This window comes from Coprococcus sp. AF16-5, assembly GCF_003479365.1.
In the GTDB taxonomy this organism is placed as follows: Bacteria; Bacillota; Clostridia; order Lachnospirales; family Lachnospiraceae; genus Coprococcus; species Coprococcus aceti.
In genome coordinates, this window is the sequence record NZ_QUGZ01000007.1 from 28,961 (window position 1) to 46,195 (window position 17,235).

The 17,235-nt window shown below is 43.3% G+C and carries 17 protein-coding genes; 16 read left to right on the forward strand and 1 reads right to left on the reverse strand.

Annotated elements, in window-relative coordinates; genetic code table 11:
• The first annotated feature begins 48 nt into the window (after positions 1-48).
• From DWW70_RS13515 to DWW70_RS13545, 7 genes are all read left to right on the forward strand, one after another.
• On the forward strand, positions 49-1,746 hold the full coding sequence (locus tag DWW70_RS13515) for an extracellular solute-binding protein (protein WP_118650054.1): 1,698 nt from the start codon (positions 49-51) through the stop codon (positions 1,744-1,746).
• 2 nt (positions 1,747-1,748) lie between these two features.
• Positions 1,749-2,447 carry an HAD family hydrolase gene (locus DWW70_RS13520; RefSeq protein ID WP_118016811.1) on the forward strand — a complete coding sequence of 233 codons (699 nt, stop codon included), beginning with the start codon at positions 1,749-1,751 and terminating at the stop codon, positions 2,445-2,447.
• 266 nt (positions 2,448-2,713) lie between these two features.
• Positions 2,714-3,514 carry an SDR family NAD(P)-dependent oxidoreductase gene (locus DWW70_RS13525; protein ID WP_004851555.1) on the forward strand — a complete coding sequence of 267 codons (801 nt, stop codon included), beginning with the start codon at positions 2,714-2,716 and terminating at the stop codon, positions 3,512-3,514.
• A gap of 330 nt (positions 3,515-3,844) precedes the next feature.
• A complete protein-coding gene (locus DWW70_RS13530) occupies positions 3,845-6,334 on the forward strand; it encodes a cation-translocating P-type ATPase (protein ID WP_199669336.1) in 2,490 nt (829 codons plus the stop codon).
• A gap of 121 nt (positions 6,335-6,455) precedes the next feature.
• The gene (locus DWW70_RS13535; RefSeq protein ID WP_117550511.1) at positions 6,456-7,016 is read left to right on the forward strand and encodes a TetR/AcrR family transcriptional regulator; all 561 of its coding nucleotides are present in this window, start codon (positions 6,456-6,458) and stop codon (positions 7,014-7,016) included.
• A gap of 61 nt (positions 7,017-7,077) precedes the next feature.
• Positions 7,078-8,928, forward strand: coding sequence for a GGDEF domain-containing protein (locus DWW70_RS13540; protein WP_118650055.1), 1,851 nt, complete (start codon positions 7,078-7,080; stop codon positions 8,926-8,928).
• A 150-nt stretch (positions 8,929-9,078) separates the two neighbouring features.
• A complete protein-coding gene (locus tag DWW70_RS13545) occupies positions 9,079-11,043 on the forward strand; it encodes an oleate hydratase (RefSeq protein ID WP_118650056.1) in 1,965 nt (654 codons plus the stop codon).
• Between the two features lie 97 nt (positions 11,044-11,140).
• Here DWW70_RS13545 and DWW70_RS13550 read toward each other — a convergent pair whose 3' ends face one another.
• Positions 11,141-11,842: a DUF6796 family protein gene (locus DWW70_RS13550; RefSeq protein ID WP_004851544.1), complete on the reverse strand. Its 702-nt coding sequence runs from the start codon at positions 11,840-11,842 to the stop codon at positions 11,141-11,143.
• Positions 11,843-12,035: 193 nt separating this feature from the next.
• Here DWW70_RS13550 and DWW70_RS13555 point away from each other — a divergent pair, with 193 nt between their 5' ends.
• The 9 genes from DWW70_RS13555 (at position 12,036) to DWW70_RS13595 (ending at position 17,220) form a co-directional block, all read left to right on the forward strand.
• Complete coding sequence (locus DWW70_RS13555; RefSeq protein WP_004851542.1) at positions 12,036-12,809, forward strand: hypothetical protein; 774 nt, start codon at positions 12,036-12,038, stop codon at positions 12,807-12,809.
• A 53-nt stretch (positions 12,810-12,862) separates the two neighbouring features.
• Positions 12,863-13,786, forward strand: a complete 924-nt coding sequence (locus DWW70_RS13560) for a DMT family transporter (protein WP_055223564.1) — start codon at positions 12,863-12,865, stop codon at positions 13,784-13,786.
• A 21-nt stretch (positions 13,787-13,807) separates the two neighbouring features.
• Positions 13,808-14,269, forward strand: a complete 462-nt coding sequence (locus tag DWW70_RS13565; RefSeq protein WP_015534100.1) for an NUDIX hydrolase — start codon at positions 13,808-13,810, stop codon at positions 14,267-14,269.
• Between the two features lie 36 nt (positions 14,270-14,305).
• Positions 14,306-14,932: an alpha/beta hydrolase gene (locus DWW70_RS13570; RefSeq protein ID WP_118650057.1), complete on the forward strand. Its 627-nt coding sequence runs from the start codon at positions 14,306-14,308 to the stop codon at positions 14,930-14,932.
• 45 nt (positions 14,933-14,977) lie between these two features.
• Positions 14,978-15,424 carry a hypothetical protein gene (locus DWW70_RS13575; protein WP_004853452.1) on the forward strand — a complete coding sequence of 149 codons (447 nt, stop codon included), beginning with the start codon at positions 14,978-14,980 and terminating at the stop codon, positions 15,422-15,424.
• Complete coding sequence (locus tag DWW70_RS13580) at positions 15,421-15,690, forward strand: hypothetical protein (protein ID WP_022216317.1); 270 nt, start codon at positions 15,421-15,423, stop codon at positions 15,688-15,690. Before DWW70_RS13575 ends, DWW70_RS13580 begins: the two co-directional genes overlap by 4 nt.
• 119 nt (positions 15,691-15,809) lie before the next feature.
• The gene (locus DWW70_RS13585; protein ID WP_022216316.1) at positions 15,810-16,226 is read left to right on the forward strand and encodes a hypothetical protein; all 417 of its coding nucleotides are present in this window, start codon (positions 15,810-15,812) and stop codon (positions 16,224-16,226) included.
• Between the two features lie 31 nt (positions 16,227-16,257).
• Entirely contained in the window at positions 16,258-16,686 is a 429-nt protein-coding gene (locus DWW70_RS13590) for a GNAT family N-acetyltransferase (RefSeq protein ID WP_199669335.1), read from the forward strand.
• Between the two features lie 297 nt (positions 16,687-16,983).
• Entirely contained in the window at positions 16,984-17,220 is a 237-nt protein-coding gene (locus tag DWW70_RS13595; RefSeq protein ID WP_004843528.1) for a DUF6061 family protein, read from the forward strand.
• Positions 17,221-17,235: the final 15 nt, after the last annotated feature.

Here is a 17,235-nt window from a genome sequence, read left to right on the forward strand (position 1 = left end):
ATAATATATGAAATTATTTGCAAAACCTAAGTGGAATGAGGAAAGCATATGCCAGCAATGAAGTATCTGAAAAAAATAATAACATGTGTGCTAACAATTACCCTTATAATAATATGTGGCTGCCAGGACAATAACACCCCCTCCAACCCGTCTAAGGCGACCACAGATGCAGAATATGAGTCTGCCATGCATATTGCGGAGACAACGCCGCTTGGAAGGTATCCGGAACAGCTCACCTATACCCTGGGCAAGCTGTCCGGTGCAAATAATTCAAATCTCCCACAGGGAGAAACGTATGAAAATAACGCATACACACAGATATTAAATGAAATCTTAAATGTGCAGAACCAGGATATATTTGAGGCTGCTGATGATCAGTATGATGACAATGTATCCATGGTGATAGCACAGAAGGATCTTCCGGATGTGATGATCGTCCAGGACATGGATGAGCTGCAGTATCTGGTGGAAAATGACATGATCGAGGATCTCACAGACAGTTATAACAACTGCATGAGTGAAACGGTAAAGAACATATATAAGAGTTATGGCAGCAGTATCATGGATGTGGTCACATTTGATGACCGTATCATGGCCATACCTGAGACAAATATATCAGATGGACCAAATCTGATATGGCTTAGAAAAGACTGGATGGATAAGCTGGGACTTGAGGCTCCGAGAACACTTTCGGATGCGGAGGAGATCATCAGGCAGTTTATTGAGAAAGATCCGGGAAATAATGGTGTAGGAAGTACCGTAGGGCTGGTGGCAGACACAAGTCTCTGCGGCGGTTGTGGTTATAGCAGCGAGTACACGCTCGACATTGTATTTGCCGCATATGGGGCATTTCCAAAACAGTGGATAAAGGATGAGGACGGAAATGTTGTGTATGGTTCTGTACAGCCGGAGGCGAAGAAGGCTCTGGAGCATATACATGAGATGTACGAGGAAGGGATTCTGGATCAGAATTTCCTCATGCGGACAAGCAGCAACATAATAGAACTCATAGTGAATGGACAGTGTGGTTCGTTCTTCGGACCATGGTGGGCTCCAAATAATCCTCTCATGGACGCTGTAGCGGCCGATCCAACAGCAAAGTGGGAACCATATCTGCTTGCCACAGAGGAAAACGGCTCAACGAGTTATCACACTCAGGTTCCGTATGGCAACTTCGTGGTTGTCAAAAAGGGATATGAGCACCCGGAGATAGTGTGCAAGATAATAAGTGTGCTGTTTGACTATGTAAGATATGAGGATAAAGACAATCAGGCTATAAAGGATTACTACAAACTCAATGTGGATCCTACCGCAAGACCACTTGCGATGAACGTGGATTACAACAATGCACTTCAGATATGTTATGGCGAGCTGAACCATGTGTTCTCTGGCGTAAGGCAGCCAGATGATCTGAATCTGCTGGAACAGTCTTATTATGAAGCATGTGATTCATATCTTAAGAATGAAGACAATGCGTCATCGGAGGACTGGGCGGCATATACATCCCGTATAACTGCGTGCAAGATCCTCAATGATGCGCGTACAAATAAAGTCGAATCTCTGTACTTCGGGGAGACCGAGACCATGGTGTCAGACTGGTGGTACCTTGAGAATCTGGAGAGCGACACTTACCTGAAGATAGTTACAGGTGAAGCTGATCTGGATGAATTTGACAGTTTTGTGGACAATTGGTACAAGACCGGTGGAACAACGATCACCAAGGAAGTTCGAAGGGAGTGTCAGTAGATATGATAAGAGCAATAGTATTTGATTTAGATGATACATTATACGACTGCCTTCACGAGAATGATAAGGCAGTGGAAGACACTGTGAGATATGTGGCAAATGAACTTCTTCATATAGATGAAGTGACAGTGATGAAAGCCTTTGAAGAAGGCAGAGACATGGTAAAGGATCAGCTCTCTGCCTGGGATATGGCGGCGCAGCACAATAGGGTGCTGTACTTCCAGAAGATGCTGGAGATCCTGGGGGTATCACCATTTAGATATGACCTGCAGGTGTACAACTATTTCTGGAACAATTTCCTGAACAAGATATCCATATTCCCCGGGGCATTGGAGTTTATAGATGATATGAAAGCCAGAGGAATAAAGATTGGTATCTGTACAGATATGACTGCGCATATCCAGTTTAGGAAGATAGACAGACTTGGACTTACGGGCAGACTTGACGCAATGATAACAAGCGAGGAGGCTGGTATAGAAAAGCCGAACCGCAGGATGTTTGATATGATAGCTACAAAGCTGGGCGTAAAGAATGATGAGGTCATCTATGTGGGCGATAGCTACAAGAAGGATGTCATGGGAGCGAAAAATGCCGGAATGACACCAGTGTGGTATTTGTCACTGCAGAACAAGACGGACGAGGATGTACTGGCTGTGTCCAGCTATCCGGAACTTAAGAACATAGTGAATAGGGCGATATAGAGAGCAGTGCGATAGCTGCACACCAGATTCCATTGATGCCAAACACCATAGGAAGCAATAAAACTGCTGCAAGCTGTATCACCAGTGTTCTGAGGAAAGATATGCATAAATATTTTCATTTAAAGGTATGTGAAGGTGTTGTTTTGGGGCGGCCGTGTGGCTATAATAATAGACATGGGCTATGAAATTATAGATATATGTTATGGTTGACAGAAATCTATGCGGTGTGAAGAAAGTAGTCATGGCCAGGAAAGGAGTATATACTTATGGGGTTTTTAACAGGTAAGACAGCGATAATAACAGGAGGCGGACGTGCAGTTCTCAGCGATGGAAGCTGTGGATCCATCGGATACGGAATAGCGACAGCATATGCCAAGGAAGGTGCCAATCTGGTGCTTACAGGTCGTAATGTCCAGAAGCTTGAGGATGCAAAGGCAGAGCTTGAGAGCAAATATGGGATCAAGGTTCTTGCAGTACAGGCTGATGTAAACGCAGGTGCGGACAATGAGAGCGTTGTCAAGAACGTTGTGGAGCAGGCGGTTAAGGAATTTGGAAGAATAGATGTGCTCATCAACAATGCGCAGGCATCTGCATCAGGCGTTACCATCGCAGATCACACAACAGCACAGTTTGACCTTGCCATATATTCAGGTCTTTACGCTGCATTTTACTATATGCAGGCATGCTATCCATATCTGAAGGAGACAAAGGGTTCAGTCATCAACTTTGCATCAGGTGCAGGCCTCTTTGGAAATTACGGACAGTGCGCATATGCGGCAGCGAAGGAAGGCATTAGGGGCCTTACAAGAGTTGCAGCTACAGAGTGGGCAGCTGATGGAATAAATGTCAATATAGTATGTCCTCTCGCATGGACATCACAGCTTGAGAACTTTGAGAAGGCATATCCGGATGCGTTCAAGGCAAATGTAAAGATGCCGCCAATGGGACACTTCGGAGACGTAGAGAAGGAGATTGGACGTGCGTGCGTGGCACTCGCATCACCGGATTTCAAGTACATGAGTGGTGAGACCATCACACTTGAGGGCGCGATGGGACAGAGACCATAGAGCAGTCAATATATCAAATATGGCTTATGCTATGATAATAGAATATGATGTAGATGCGAAGCCTGGTTCGCGGTTTGCATAAAAAATGAGCGTAACACAATAATACCCAGATGGGAAATGTGTTATGCTCATTTTGTTTAGCCGACTCAGTCATCAACTATATCTCAAACCAGATGGTTGTCCGCTTGTCGTTAAGGAGACACAAGGTTTCTTAAAAAAATATGAAATATCTGCCATCATCCTTGAATAACCTTACTTGGAGTACTTATAATAGAACTTTGTTAAAGAAATCATGGGATGTCAAGGGCAGTCGATGCAAAATGCTGCTCGATGCATAACATTTGCCGACCATATACACAGGAAGAGGTGTTTTATTTGGATACAAACTCAGAAAACAATCTGGATACACGGGGAGTCCCGATCATTGGCCTTACATCGGAGGAAGTAAGGGAACGGATCGACAAGGGACTTACCAATCACACGGATATAAGTACGCAGAAGACAGTGGGGCAGATCGTCAAGTCCAATCTGCTTACATACTTCAATCTTATATTCCTCATACTTACGGTGCTGCTATGTATCGTTGGTTCATTCAGGAATCTGACTTTCCTGCCGGTCATCATAGGCAATACGGTTATAGGAATATTTCAGGAGCTGCGTGCCAAAAAGACTCTTGACAAGATGAGCATGTTAAATGCGCCGCATTCGATAGTTGTGAGAGACGGAGAACAGCAGAAGATACAATCAGAGGAACTGGTTAAGGACGATATCATCATTCTGTCGGCTGGCAATCAGATATGTGCTGATGCTACGGTGCTCAGCGGCAGTATATCGGTAAATGAAGCCCTGCTCACCGGTGAGTCGGATGAGATCAAGAAGAAATCAGGTGATCGACTCATGTCTGGAAGCTTTGTGGTGTCCGGGCAGTGCTATGCCAAGCTTGACAAGGTGGGCAATGAGTCATACATATCACAGCTCACAGCCCAGGCGAAGGCCATGGGTGACGGTGAGCAGTCAGAGATGATCAGGTACATCAATAAACTTGTAAAATGGGTTGGAATCATCATCATACCAGTGGGAATCATATTGTTCTGCCAGGCGTATATCATGAATGGAGAGACATTCAAGAAGAGTGTTGTATCGATGGTTGCGGCGGTTCTCGGAATGATCCCTGAAGGACTTTATCTGCTCACAACTGTTGCGCTTGCGCTCAGCACAATAAGACTTGCGAAGAAACAAGTGTTACTGCATGACATGAAGAGTATAGAGACACTCGCGAGAGTCGATGTACTCTGTGTGGATAAGACCGGAACCATCACTGAGCCGGGTATGCAGGTTACAGAGCTGGTGATAAGCGGCAGATGCGGCGATGCCGAGATGGACAAGAGAGCATTTGCGCATCTGCTGGCGGATTACTCGGCGGTCATTGAGGACAACAATGCCACAATGGAGGCAATCAGAGCCTATGTGGCTAAGAATGAGATAGAGAAGGGCAGCAGGACACTGCTCAAGACACAGCCTTTCACATCGGCGAACAAATACAGCAAGGTGTCATTTGTCGAGGGAGACTATATGCTTGGTGCTCCGGAGTTTATAATGAAGGATAGGTATGAGGAGATATCCGAAGAGATAGAGGAGTACCAGAGCAAGGGATACAGAGTCCTTCTTATGGCGGAGTCAGGAGAGGATTCTATTGGTTCGGTAAGACCATTAGGAGGCATATCTCCTATTGGTTATATAGTGCTTTCAAATCCAATAAGGGAAAATGCAGAGAGCACATTTACATATTTCAAAGAGCAGGGCGTTGCCATAAAAGTCATATCCGGAGATAACCCTGCCACAGTATCAGAGGTGGCAAAGCGGGCAGGCATAGATGGAGCGGAGAACTATGTGGATGCTTCCACTTTGGCGTCTGAGAAGGATATAACTGAGGCTGTGGATAAATATACAGTATTTGGAAGAGTTACGCCTAAACAGAAGCAGCTCATAGTCAGGGCGCTCCAGAAACAGAAACACACGGTTGCCATGACTGGTGATGGTGTAAATGATATACTCGCAATGAAGGATGCTGATTGCAGTATTGCAATGGCATCTGGAAGTGAAGCGGCTGCGCAGGCGGCACAGACGGTGCTTCTGGATTCGGATTTCGGACGTATGCCATATGTGGTGTTTGAGGGAAGACAGGTGGTCAACAATATACAGAGATCAGCAAGCCTCTTCCTTGTTAAGAATATATTCTCACTGCTGATGGCCATATTCTCAGCGATATTTGCGATCACATATCCGCTGGAGCCATCACAGATATCGCTCATAAGCATGTTCACCATAGGATTGCCGGGATTCCTGCTGGCACTTGAGCCGAACAGGAATCGTATAGAGGGAAACTTTATGGTAAATGTCATGTTAAAAGCATTGCCTGCAGGACTCACGGATGTGTTGTCGGTCGGAGCACTTGTAATCTGCGGACAGGTCTTCAACCTCCCGAGTGAGGACATAGCCACAGCCGGCACAATGCTTCTTGCGGTTGTCGGATTCATGATAATAATCAAGATCAGCCATCCGTTCAACAAGATGAAGTATGGTGTACTTCTTATCAACATAATCGGACTGCTGTTCTGTGGCCTTTTCCTCGGCAGGCTGTTTGCCATAGAGTCGATATCCAACATATGTTTCCTGCTCATGGTTGTATTTGCATTTGCGGCGGAATCTATGTTCAGGTATTTGACATTGTTTGTTGAAAAGCTCAGCAGCTTCTTTGGAGACGAGAAGAACAGACGTAAGATCAGAAGAAAGATAAGGAAATATAACATTTTTAAGTAGAGAATTGTCGAAAAAAGAATATAATAAATATTAAGATATACTCATAAGAAGCAATATTGTTTTTTATGAGTATGTTTGTTTATAAGGATGATATGTACAACTTGGATAACAGGAGGTAAGCATGGCAAATTCAACTAAAAAAGCACTTGAGGTATCTCTGAAAAAGCTTCTTAAGGACAAGCCATTTGACAAGATAACAATAGCGGATCTCACCGGAGACTGCGGGATAAGCAGGATGACATTCTATTATCATTTTCAGGATATATATGAGCTTGCCGAGTGGGTGTGCATAGAGGATGGCAAGCAGGCACTGAAGGATAAGAAGACCTACGATACCTGGCAGGAGGGCATGATACAGGTGTTTGAGGCTGTGCTGGAGAACAAGCCATTTATCGCAAATATATACAGGTCGGTGGATAAGGCTAAGATAGAAAACTATCTGTATAAGCTGTCGTATCAGCTCATAGCGGATGTAGTAGAAGAGAAATGCGAAGGGGATAACCTCTCGGAGGCTGATAAGCAGTTCATAGCAGACTTTTACAAGTATGGATTTGTGGGGATTATGCTTGACTGGGTAGACAAGGGGATGAAGGACGATTATCATAAAATAGTGGAGCAGCTTAGCACCACGCTTCGTGGAAATATAGCAAATTCTATTCATAATTTTGAAATCGAGATGTAAAAGCAGAGGACGGATCAGGATAAAGAAATCTATTACTGTGAGATATGCGGGGAGAGCGCTTATGAGTCAAACATCAGATATGAAAAAGAGATTGCCAGGGATAATATTGATAACGGGGGGAATCGTGCTGGTTGCGATGGTCATCCAGGCGGTCATACTCAGCTTTATCAATAACAGGAGTTTTGACAGGACCTCGCAGGTGCTGTTGGATCAGGTCAGCAATGTAATCGAGAAGAATAAGGCAAGTGAGGAAGATCTGATAGACTCCCTCAAGGAAGATTATATGGTCAGGGCTAAGGCTGTGGCGTACATAGTTGATGCAAAGCCGGAGGTAGCGGATGGTGTGGAGGAGCTCCGCAAGATTGCTGCACTTATATCTGTTGATGAGGTGCATTTGTTTAATACGGATGGCGTGATATATGCTGGTACCAATCCCGAATATTTTGGATATAGCTTTGATTCCGGGGAGCAGATGGCGTATTTTAAGCCTATGCTGGATGATAAGAATCTCACCATGTGTCAGGATGTCACTCCGAACACATCAAAGGGTAAGAAGATGATGTATGCAATAACATGGAACGACGATGGAACCAAGATGATACAGGTTGGAATCGAGCCGAGAAGACTTCTGAATGAAGTAAAACAGAATGAGATATCCACGGTGGTTGCCAATATGCCTATGTATGATGGACTGAGTGTTGTAGTGGCAGATGGCGAATCGGGAGAAATATATGGATGTTCATATGAACCGGTAGTAGGGCTTACTCTTGATGAGATCGGCATTTCGGTGACTGATGATATGCTGCCGGACGATGAAGACAGTTTTACAGGCATAAGAAGGATTAATGGATTTAGAAACAGATGTGTATTCCGAAGATCCGGAGAGTATGTGATCGGGGTCATATATAGAATGGATGTGAATAGCCGGAGTAATATGGCAATCATGGTTATCATGGCACTGTATCTGTGTTTTGCCGCCGGCCTGGTGGTAAGCATGGTGATGAAGGTGATACATGCGAATCGGGAGAGAAATGAACAGCTGTCAATATTGACATCCATGTCGGGGATGTATTACAGCATGCATATGCTTGATCTTAGGCATGATACATTTGCCCTCTATACCGCAGGAGACCTGATATTGAGGGCTGGTGAGCGGGCAGCAGGGGCGAAGGAACTTATGAGGAAGATCGTTCATAAGGTGGTTGTGGATGAACATCAGGCAAGTGCCCAGGAATTCATGGATCTGGATAGTCTGGGGGACAGACTGATCAAGAAAAAGATTGTATCAGGTGAGTTCATGGTGAAGGATCTTGGATGGTTCAGACTGTCATTTATATCGATAGATGTTGACGAGGACGGACGCCCTTTAAAAGTCATATTTACCACCAGAAACATAGATGAAGATAAGAAACGGGAGCAGAAGCTGATAAGACGGTCTTATACAGATGAGCTCACAAAATGTTATAACAGGAGCGCATATATAGATGATGTCAGGGAGCTGCCGGGAGATTCTGTATATGTGTATGTGTCCATGGATGTAAATGGGCTTAAGCCAGTGAATGATACCCTGGGACATGCGGCTGGAGATGAACTGCTTCAGGGAGCTGCCAAGTGTATGGAGCAGTGTTTTGGAAACTATGGTAAGGTGTACAGGATGGGCGGTGATGAATTTGCAGCCATCATCTTTGTAAATACCAGAAGGCTGAAGAGAGTGCAGCAGGAGTTTGATGACGTTGTGCGTGGATGGTCTGGACAGCTGGTGAAATCCGTATCGATATCATGTGGCTATGTGTCAAGTGATGAGAAGGACTGGGAGTCATTTGACGAGATAGTAAAGGCTGCAGATGAGAGAATGTACGAGAATAAGGCGGCATATTACAGGCAGAAGGGCGTCGACAGGAGGTATCACTAGAGTACATATGCAATATAGGGTTATACAAAACGGGTGGAATGATAAAATTTTTATCATTCCACTTTTTTTGTAAATATGAAATAAAAATTGGGTAAGCTATTATAGGGACATGAGATGGAAATAGACGGCAGACTGAAAGGAGAATTGCTTATGTCAAAGAAGAAATTGGGAATCGGGATAGCAGCGGTGGCAGCAGCCGGCGCAGGAGCAGCAGCTCTCACAGTTAAAAATCGTAATAAGGCAAAAGTTCAGAAGGAGAAGGCTGCGGCTGAACATGCTGAGTACCGCAATACGGAGCGCGGAAAGCATGAGAAGAACAGTAAGGGAATCTATTATACAAATGGAAACTATGAGGCATTTGCCAGACCGAGAAAGCCGGAGGGCGTGGATGACAAGAACGCATATATAGTGGGAAGTGGTCTTGCATCACTGGCAGCAGCTTGCTTCCTTGTACGTGACGGACAGATGCCGGGTTCACATATCCATATTCTTGAGGCCATGGATATAGCGGGCGGTGCGTGCGATGGAATATTTGATCCTGCCAGAGGCTACGTCATGAGAGGTGGACGTGAGATGGAGAACCATTTCGAGTGCCTGTGGGATCTGTTCAGAAGTATACCTTCCATAGAGACACCAGGGGCATCGGTTCTTGACGAGTATTACTGGCTGAACAAGGAGGATCCAAATTACTCACTGTGCAGAGCAACAGTGAACAGAGGCAAGGATGCCCACACAGATGGCAAATTCAATCTGAGCCAGAAGGGCTGTATGGAAATCATGAAGCTCTTCATGACAAAGGATGAGGATCTGTATGACAAGACGATAGAGGATGTATTTGACGATGAGGTATTTGATTCAACATTCTGGCTGTACTGGAGGACGATGTTCGCATTTGAGAACTGGCACAGTGCGCTGGAGATGAAACTTTACTTCCAGAGATTCATACATCACATCTCAGGACTTCCGGATTTCTCGGCCCTCAAGTTCACGAAGTACAACCAGTATGAGTCGCTGATCCTTCCGATGGTGAAGTATCTTGAGGCGGCGGGCGTGACATTCCAGTACAACACGGAGGTCACAAATGTCATATTTGACATGAGAGACGGCAAGAAGATAGCAAAGACCATCGAGTGCAGGGTAAACGGAACTGAGAAGGGGATCCCGCTCACTGAGAACGATCTTGTATTTGTCACAAATGGAAGCTGCACGGAGGGAACTATCTACGGTGATCAGAATCATGCGCCAAATGGTGACGCAGAGGTGAGAACAAGCGGCTGCTGGAGCCTGTGGAAGAACATAGCTGCACAGGATCCTTCATTTGGCCATCCTGAGAAGTTCTGTTCTGATATATCTAAGACAAACTGGGAGTCGGCCACAGTAACAACGCTTGACGACAAGATCATCCCATACATCGTGGATATCTGCAAGCGTGATCCGAGAACAGGAAAGGTTGTCACGGGTGGTATCGTGAGCTGTCAGGATTCAAGCTGGCTGATGAGTTGGACCATCAACAGACAGGGACAGTTCAAGACCCAGGACAAGGATAAGGTGTGTGTATGGGTATATGGCCTGTTCACAGATGTTCCGGGCGATTATATCAAGAAGCCTATGAAGGATTGTACCGGTAAGGAGATCACGGAGGAGTGGCTCTATCATCTGGGAGTGCCAGAAGATGAGATCGAGGAACTGGCCACAAACAGCGCAGTCTGTGTGCCAACTATGATGCCATATATCACCGCATTCTTCATGCCAAGGGCAAAGGGCGACAGACCAGACGTAATTCCGGATGGATGCACCAACTTTGCATTCCTCGGACAGTTCGCCGACACTCCTCGTGACACAGTGTTCACCACAGAGTATTCTGTCAGAACAGCCATGGAGGCTGTGTATGGACTTCTCGGCGTGGACAGAGGTGTTCCTGAGGTGTGGGGAAGTGTGTACGATATCCGTGAACTGCTGGACAGCAGCGTGAAGCTCATGGATGGCAAATCTCCGCTTGAGATAAATCTTGGACCTTTGAACAAGCTCAAGAGACCTATACTTAAGAAGATCCAGGGCACGGTGATTGAAAAGGTACTGAGAGACCACGATATCATAAAAGAGGGTATGCTGTAGGTTGAAGTTAATATAGAGTAATAAGAAAGTTCCATGTGTCTGCACGGTGCAGATGCATGGAACTTTTTATATGTTTGAATTAGTTTGGAGACGGTTGTTAATTGCTGTTTCTTTTAGAATATACAAAGCTGGCAACTAGCCAGATGAGGCAGGCGGTGTTTCCTGATGCCTGACTGAATACATAATCCAGTGTGGATATGTCGGCGCCCATGGCCTGTCTGATGTCAGGAATGAGCACAAATATAAGCTGCCATGTGATGATGTGAAATACGATCATGCTCCTCTTCATGACAGTTCTGCCTGCCAGCAGCGATATAAGACTTGTGAGCATGAGCAGTGCCGTAGGTATGTACACTATGCTGACGGCTGGAAAGAGCAGATTGTAGTAGTCGTCAACATATGCGATGGCCTGTTCTCTTCCAATGTGTTCAGACAGATAGGTTACCCAGTAAGCGAGTGTTCCCACGAGAAAATGCAGTGTTGCGGCGGACGCGACATACATGAGCCCTGCGTATTTGACGAGTGCCCTCGTCTTGCGGTACTTGGGAAGTATCTGCTCCGATATGGCGTCTATGCCAAATGCATAGAAGAACATACCGACAAGACCTGTCACAAGCAGCAGAGCCACTCTCCACAGCTGGAAATCCCCGTTCAGATATGCCCCCCTCACATAAAGTCCTTTGTCCGCGGGTGATGCGGGTACTATGCTGATACACAGATCCCCCACGATCAGGAGCGCTGCGCCGAGCGCGCCCAGCAGGCAGTTCCTTTGGTATTTAATTTTTTCTTTCTGTTCCATGTAATCCCCCTTGTAAATAATCTATATGGTTAGCATAAACTAACTAGAGCATATCATATACGAGGAGATAATTGAAGAAATATTTGCCAAAAACAAGTCGCGCCAATGGGGAAAGAAAATTGACTTTTTTCGTGTATAAAAATATACTTTCCATATATATACAATAAAAGATGCTTAAGAATGGAGGTACATTATGAGGGGAAGATGGAAAAAGGAGATTTTGTTATTTGTGATAGGTGCAGTATGGGGATTCATATATTGGGGCAATACGGTGTGGAATCCTGATGTGCAGTACCTCTTGCAAGATATAAAACATATAAAATTGCCGCTTAACTGGCATTGGATATTTGACTCAGGTGTGCATCTTGGCATAGCGGCTCTTGTGTTGGCGGTTGGCACACTGTTGATTCTATGGATACTGCGCTTTTTATCAGATTCACGTAACACACATGGGCTGATCATAGCCGGCCAGTGGTTCACAGATCTGATCTTATGTTCATTTCTGACTGGCGTGATCCTGTTCTATTTTAATAAATGGTTCCTATACAAGATTATTGGCGATAAAGGTGATGTCGTATTTTCCATAGCATATTTGTTTGTATACATATTGATATATATGATACTGTGTTCATGGTTTGATATATCCATTGAGAGGGTACAGAGAAAACCAAAGAAGAATTGCAGTCTGCTTATATGTCAGGTTCAGAATCGTGAGACATTTATGGATGTCAAGGAACTAGTAAAGAATTGCAAGTACACAGAGTGCTATACGTTGATGAAAAATAATCAGGAGAGATTGTCTCCAAAACAGTTCTGGGTCATAAGGGAGACGAACTTTACAGGGAAAAAGATGACAGCCGAGTGGAGATATTATGCAAATGGTGACTATGTAGAACTGGATGATGAAGAGCTTGCGACCAGGTTGCTGCTTGCTGAGAATGCAAAGAATATAGACTGGCAGTTATAATCGTATATAATGTTGTTAGTCTATGATATAAAAGACACGAGAGAGAAGTAAATATGAAAAAGATAGAGATAAACGACAAATGGATGCAGAAGACCAGTGTTGTGTGGTTCGGTGCCATGCTGTGCTGCCTGTTGTGGGGAAGTGCGTTTCCTTGTATAAAGATAGGTTATGGACTGTGGAATATAGAGAGTGCGGATACGTCGGCACAGATACTGTTCGCCGGTATGCGATTCGTGCTGGCGGGAATCCTTGCCGTGATATTTGGAAGTCTGCTGGAAGGAAAGTTCATAAAGCCGGAGAAGGGCTGCGCCGGCAAAATAGTGTGGCTTGCTATGCTGCAGACAGTCATACAATACCTGTTCTTTTATATAGGTCTCGCGCACACAAGCGGAGTCAAGGCCTCGATCATAGAGGCAGTAAATGTATTCGTTGCCATCATAGTGTCAGGATTCATATTCCATCAGGAAAATGTAACTGCGAAGAAGATGCTTGGCTGTCTGGTTGGATTTGCGGGAGTTGTCCTCATAAATATGAACGGAATGAACTTTCAGATGAGCCTGTCAGGAGAGGGTGCGATATTTCTGTCGACAGTGGCTTATGCGTTCTCATCGGTATTTTTGAAGAGATATTCGGCAAAACACAATCCGGTCATGCTCAGTGGCTACCAGTTTATATTTGGCGGAATGATTCTGTCGGCTGCCGGTTTTGTTATGGGAGGCAGACTCAGTACTGTATCCACTGAAGGAGTTTTGATGCTTATATATCTGGCTCTTGTATCGGCGGTGGCATATTCTCTGTGGGGAATGCTGCTCAAGTACAATCCCATATCCAGAGTTGCAGTATTTGGATTTATGAATCCGGTGTTCGGCGTGATACTGTCGGCATGGCTGCTCCGCGAGGGTGCGCAGGCACTTGGCCCGGTAAGCCTGGTGTCGCTGGTTTTGGTGTGCGCAGGAATATACATAGTGAATAAGTAGGGACGTTCCTGGGAGGTTAATATGAAGATGACAACACTTTGTTACATAGAGAAAGATGGAAGATACCTGATGCTCCACAGGACAAAGAAGGAGAAGGACATTAATAAAGGCAAATGGATCGGTGTAGGTGGACATGCCGAGGAGGGTGAGAGTCCTGAAGACTGCCTTCTCAGGGAGATAAAGGAGGAGACGGGACTTACGCTTACATCGTATAGATTCAGAGGGCTGGTGACATTTATCAGCAATGAGTGTGAGAATGAGCTTATGTGCCTGTTCACCGCAGATGGATTTGATGGGGAAGTTCAGATATGCGATGAGGGTGATCTTCAATGGATAGATAAAGAGATCGTGCCAACACTTCCGACGTGGAGCGGGGATGCGATATTTCTGAAGCTGTTGCTTGAAGGGGAGGAGAGATTTTTCTCACTCAAGCTCGTATATGAGGGAAGTGAGCTGGTGGAGCACAGGCTGGAATTCTATTGAGAAGGAACGTCCCCACATGAGGAGGAGCAACAATATATGAAGTATTTATATTTGCATGGACTAGGACAAAAACCAGACAGTTGGAATAGCGTAATAAAAGAAACGAAGGTATCGGAAAGTAGTGTCAAATTAAGTTTGGCAGAGATGTTAGAAGGAAAATCTGCTACATATAAGGAATTATATTCGGCATTCTCATCAGAATGTGACAAGGTGAACGATGAAATTGTCTTATGTGGGCTTTCTCTAGGCGCTGTTTTGGCACTTAATTATGCGATAGACCACCCAGATAAAGTAAAGTCGCTCGTATTAATTGCAGCACAGTATAAAATGCCTCAAAAATTATTGAAAGTTCAGAATATGTTGTTTCATCTTATGCCGAATTCGGCATTCAGTAAAATGGGTTTCAAAAAAGCGGATGTTATCAGCCTGTGCGGGACGATGGCTGAATTGGATTTCAGTGACTCCCTGCATAAGGTGTCTTGTCCGGTATTGCTCATTTGTGGGGAAAAGGACGCTGCAAACAAAAAAACTTCAAAAGAACTTTGCCAATATTTTAACAACGCCTGTTTCCATGAACTTGCGAAAACAGGTCATGAAGCAAACATAGAAGCTCCGGAAGAGTTGGCGATCGTGTTGCAGAGATTTTATGATAATATCAGATAAAATTCAGTGGTGCGTCCAGACAAGGGCATGTGGTGATGTGAATTTATGGAGAAAGTTATGGACTGGTTAAATATATTCGGACTGATAATGATTGCAGTTATTATGATACCCAATATTATTTTTGCAGTTAGATGCAAAGAGGGATTTCAAAACAAATGGAGCAATAAATTTGTTGAGGTTGCAGAACAGATAGGAAGGTTTGGCTGCTTTGGTTTTATGATAATTAACATTCCTGGAACATGGTTCGGGTGGTGGTCTGACGAAGCATTTGCCATATACCTTATTGTGGACGCGATATTAGTAGTGTTGTATTGTGCAATTTGGATAATTTGCTTTAAGAAGAGCAGCATATTCAGAGCACTGGCGCTATCTGTTATTCCCTCAGTTTTGTTCTTGTTTAGTGGAATTATGAGCAGATCAATTCTGTTGCTTATCGCAGCAATATTGTTTGCGCCAAGCCATATTTTGCTTTCGTATAAGAACGCAAAATGATATTGGTCAACAGTCCTTTATCTTCGCTGACGCCTAATGAGCGAAAAGAAAATGCTGCATGGAAGAAAAATACGAAATATAGAAGCCGAGTATCTTTTTGGAAAAATAATCATTATGTTCGTGTTAAAATCACTGAAGATAATCAGTATATAATACATTCGATGAAAAAATCACATAAAAGACAATATACATATGATGAAATCATCAAAGAATTTATATTATTTGCTGATGCAGATGCTGAGGAAATAGGCAAGGCGGTTATTTAGTCTTTTATGGAATCAGAACGATATTACAACATGGGTTAGAGTTTGGTTGTAATAATATATCACACATGATATTGGGAGCTTATGCTGAGCCTATAAGTACAAATTACAGGAGGGTTCAAATGGGATTATTTGATAGATTTAAGAAGATATCAAAGGAAAGTTTATTAGGATATTTGCAAAATAGCATTTCAGATAATTCTAGCCTGGAACACATAGTAAGCGTGTTCGAAGAGATGTGTAATATGCCACTTAAAGAAGATATGATTTTATTTGAAACAGGAACCTATTCTTTTACAGGAAAACCTATGTTTAACTTTTCTTTGGTTAGACAATTTCCTAATGATGAGGAAGAGTATTATCAAATTCATGTGGATGTGTTATATATTCCAACGGAAGAAAATAAAGATTTTCAACGAACTATATGGAATGAGGATATTGAAGAAGATATATTCAGCTATATCAAAAAGACTCCTGAGTTTGATTTCTGTAAAGATAAGGTATTCAGCAAAATAGAAATATATTTGGATGAAACCTAACGTGAAAATCGGAATTTATAGGAGGATATAAGTGTTTGTGGTTAGAAAAGCTAAGGCAAGTGATAGTGCTGCAATATGCAAGATTTGTGGCGAGGATTTAGGCTATACCTGCGGAATAGAATTAGTGCAGTCAAAAATGAAGAAATTGGATGATTCAAGAGAAATTGTATTCATTGCGGAAATAAATAATATGGTAGTTGGCTTTGTTCATGCAGAAAAGTATGATGTATTGTATTATGATACAATGGTAAATATTCTGGGCTTGGCAGTGGCTGAGGAATATCGTCATAAAGGGATTGGTAGTCTGTTATTGAAAGCTGTTGAACAATGGAGCGAAGAAAAAAATATTCACTTTGTTCGTTTGAATTCTGGAACCACTCGAGTTGAAGCGCATAAGTTCTATAGGACTAATGGATATAGAGATGACAAAGAACAAAAGAGATTTATTAAGAGGATATAAATAACAAATTCCAGTTGATATTTCACATATTTTAGGAAATTTAATAACTGTTATATTTAATTATCAAATTCTTCGCAAACCCTTGAAAATACTAAGTTTGTAGCAAGTGAGCTTTCCCTTACTCTTTCCCTTGTGTTATATTCTCACATTGGTTTTCATGAACCTTAATATGGGAAAAAATAAGGGAAAGAAAATTTCATAACACAGTATAACAATAACGACATGGTGAACTGATTGAAATGTTTTCGATATTTAACTCTATAACTGATTATTAAAAGAAAATGGAGATAAGATACGATGAGAACAATTTATGCAGAATACAACATAAATCACGATAGTATTGATGTTTACACAAGTGCCGGATATATGCTTCGCATTGATTGCTGGAAAGCTGAAAAAAATCTAAAAACCACATACGGATCAGAATGTGCGCTTACTTCATTGGCTGTGGATGAGCCTTTGGAATATGCAAGATTATATCTTGAGGGTAATTTACAGATGTGGGTAGATGCAGAAGACTCACTAGAGTTATAATTCTTATCCATATAA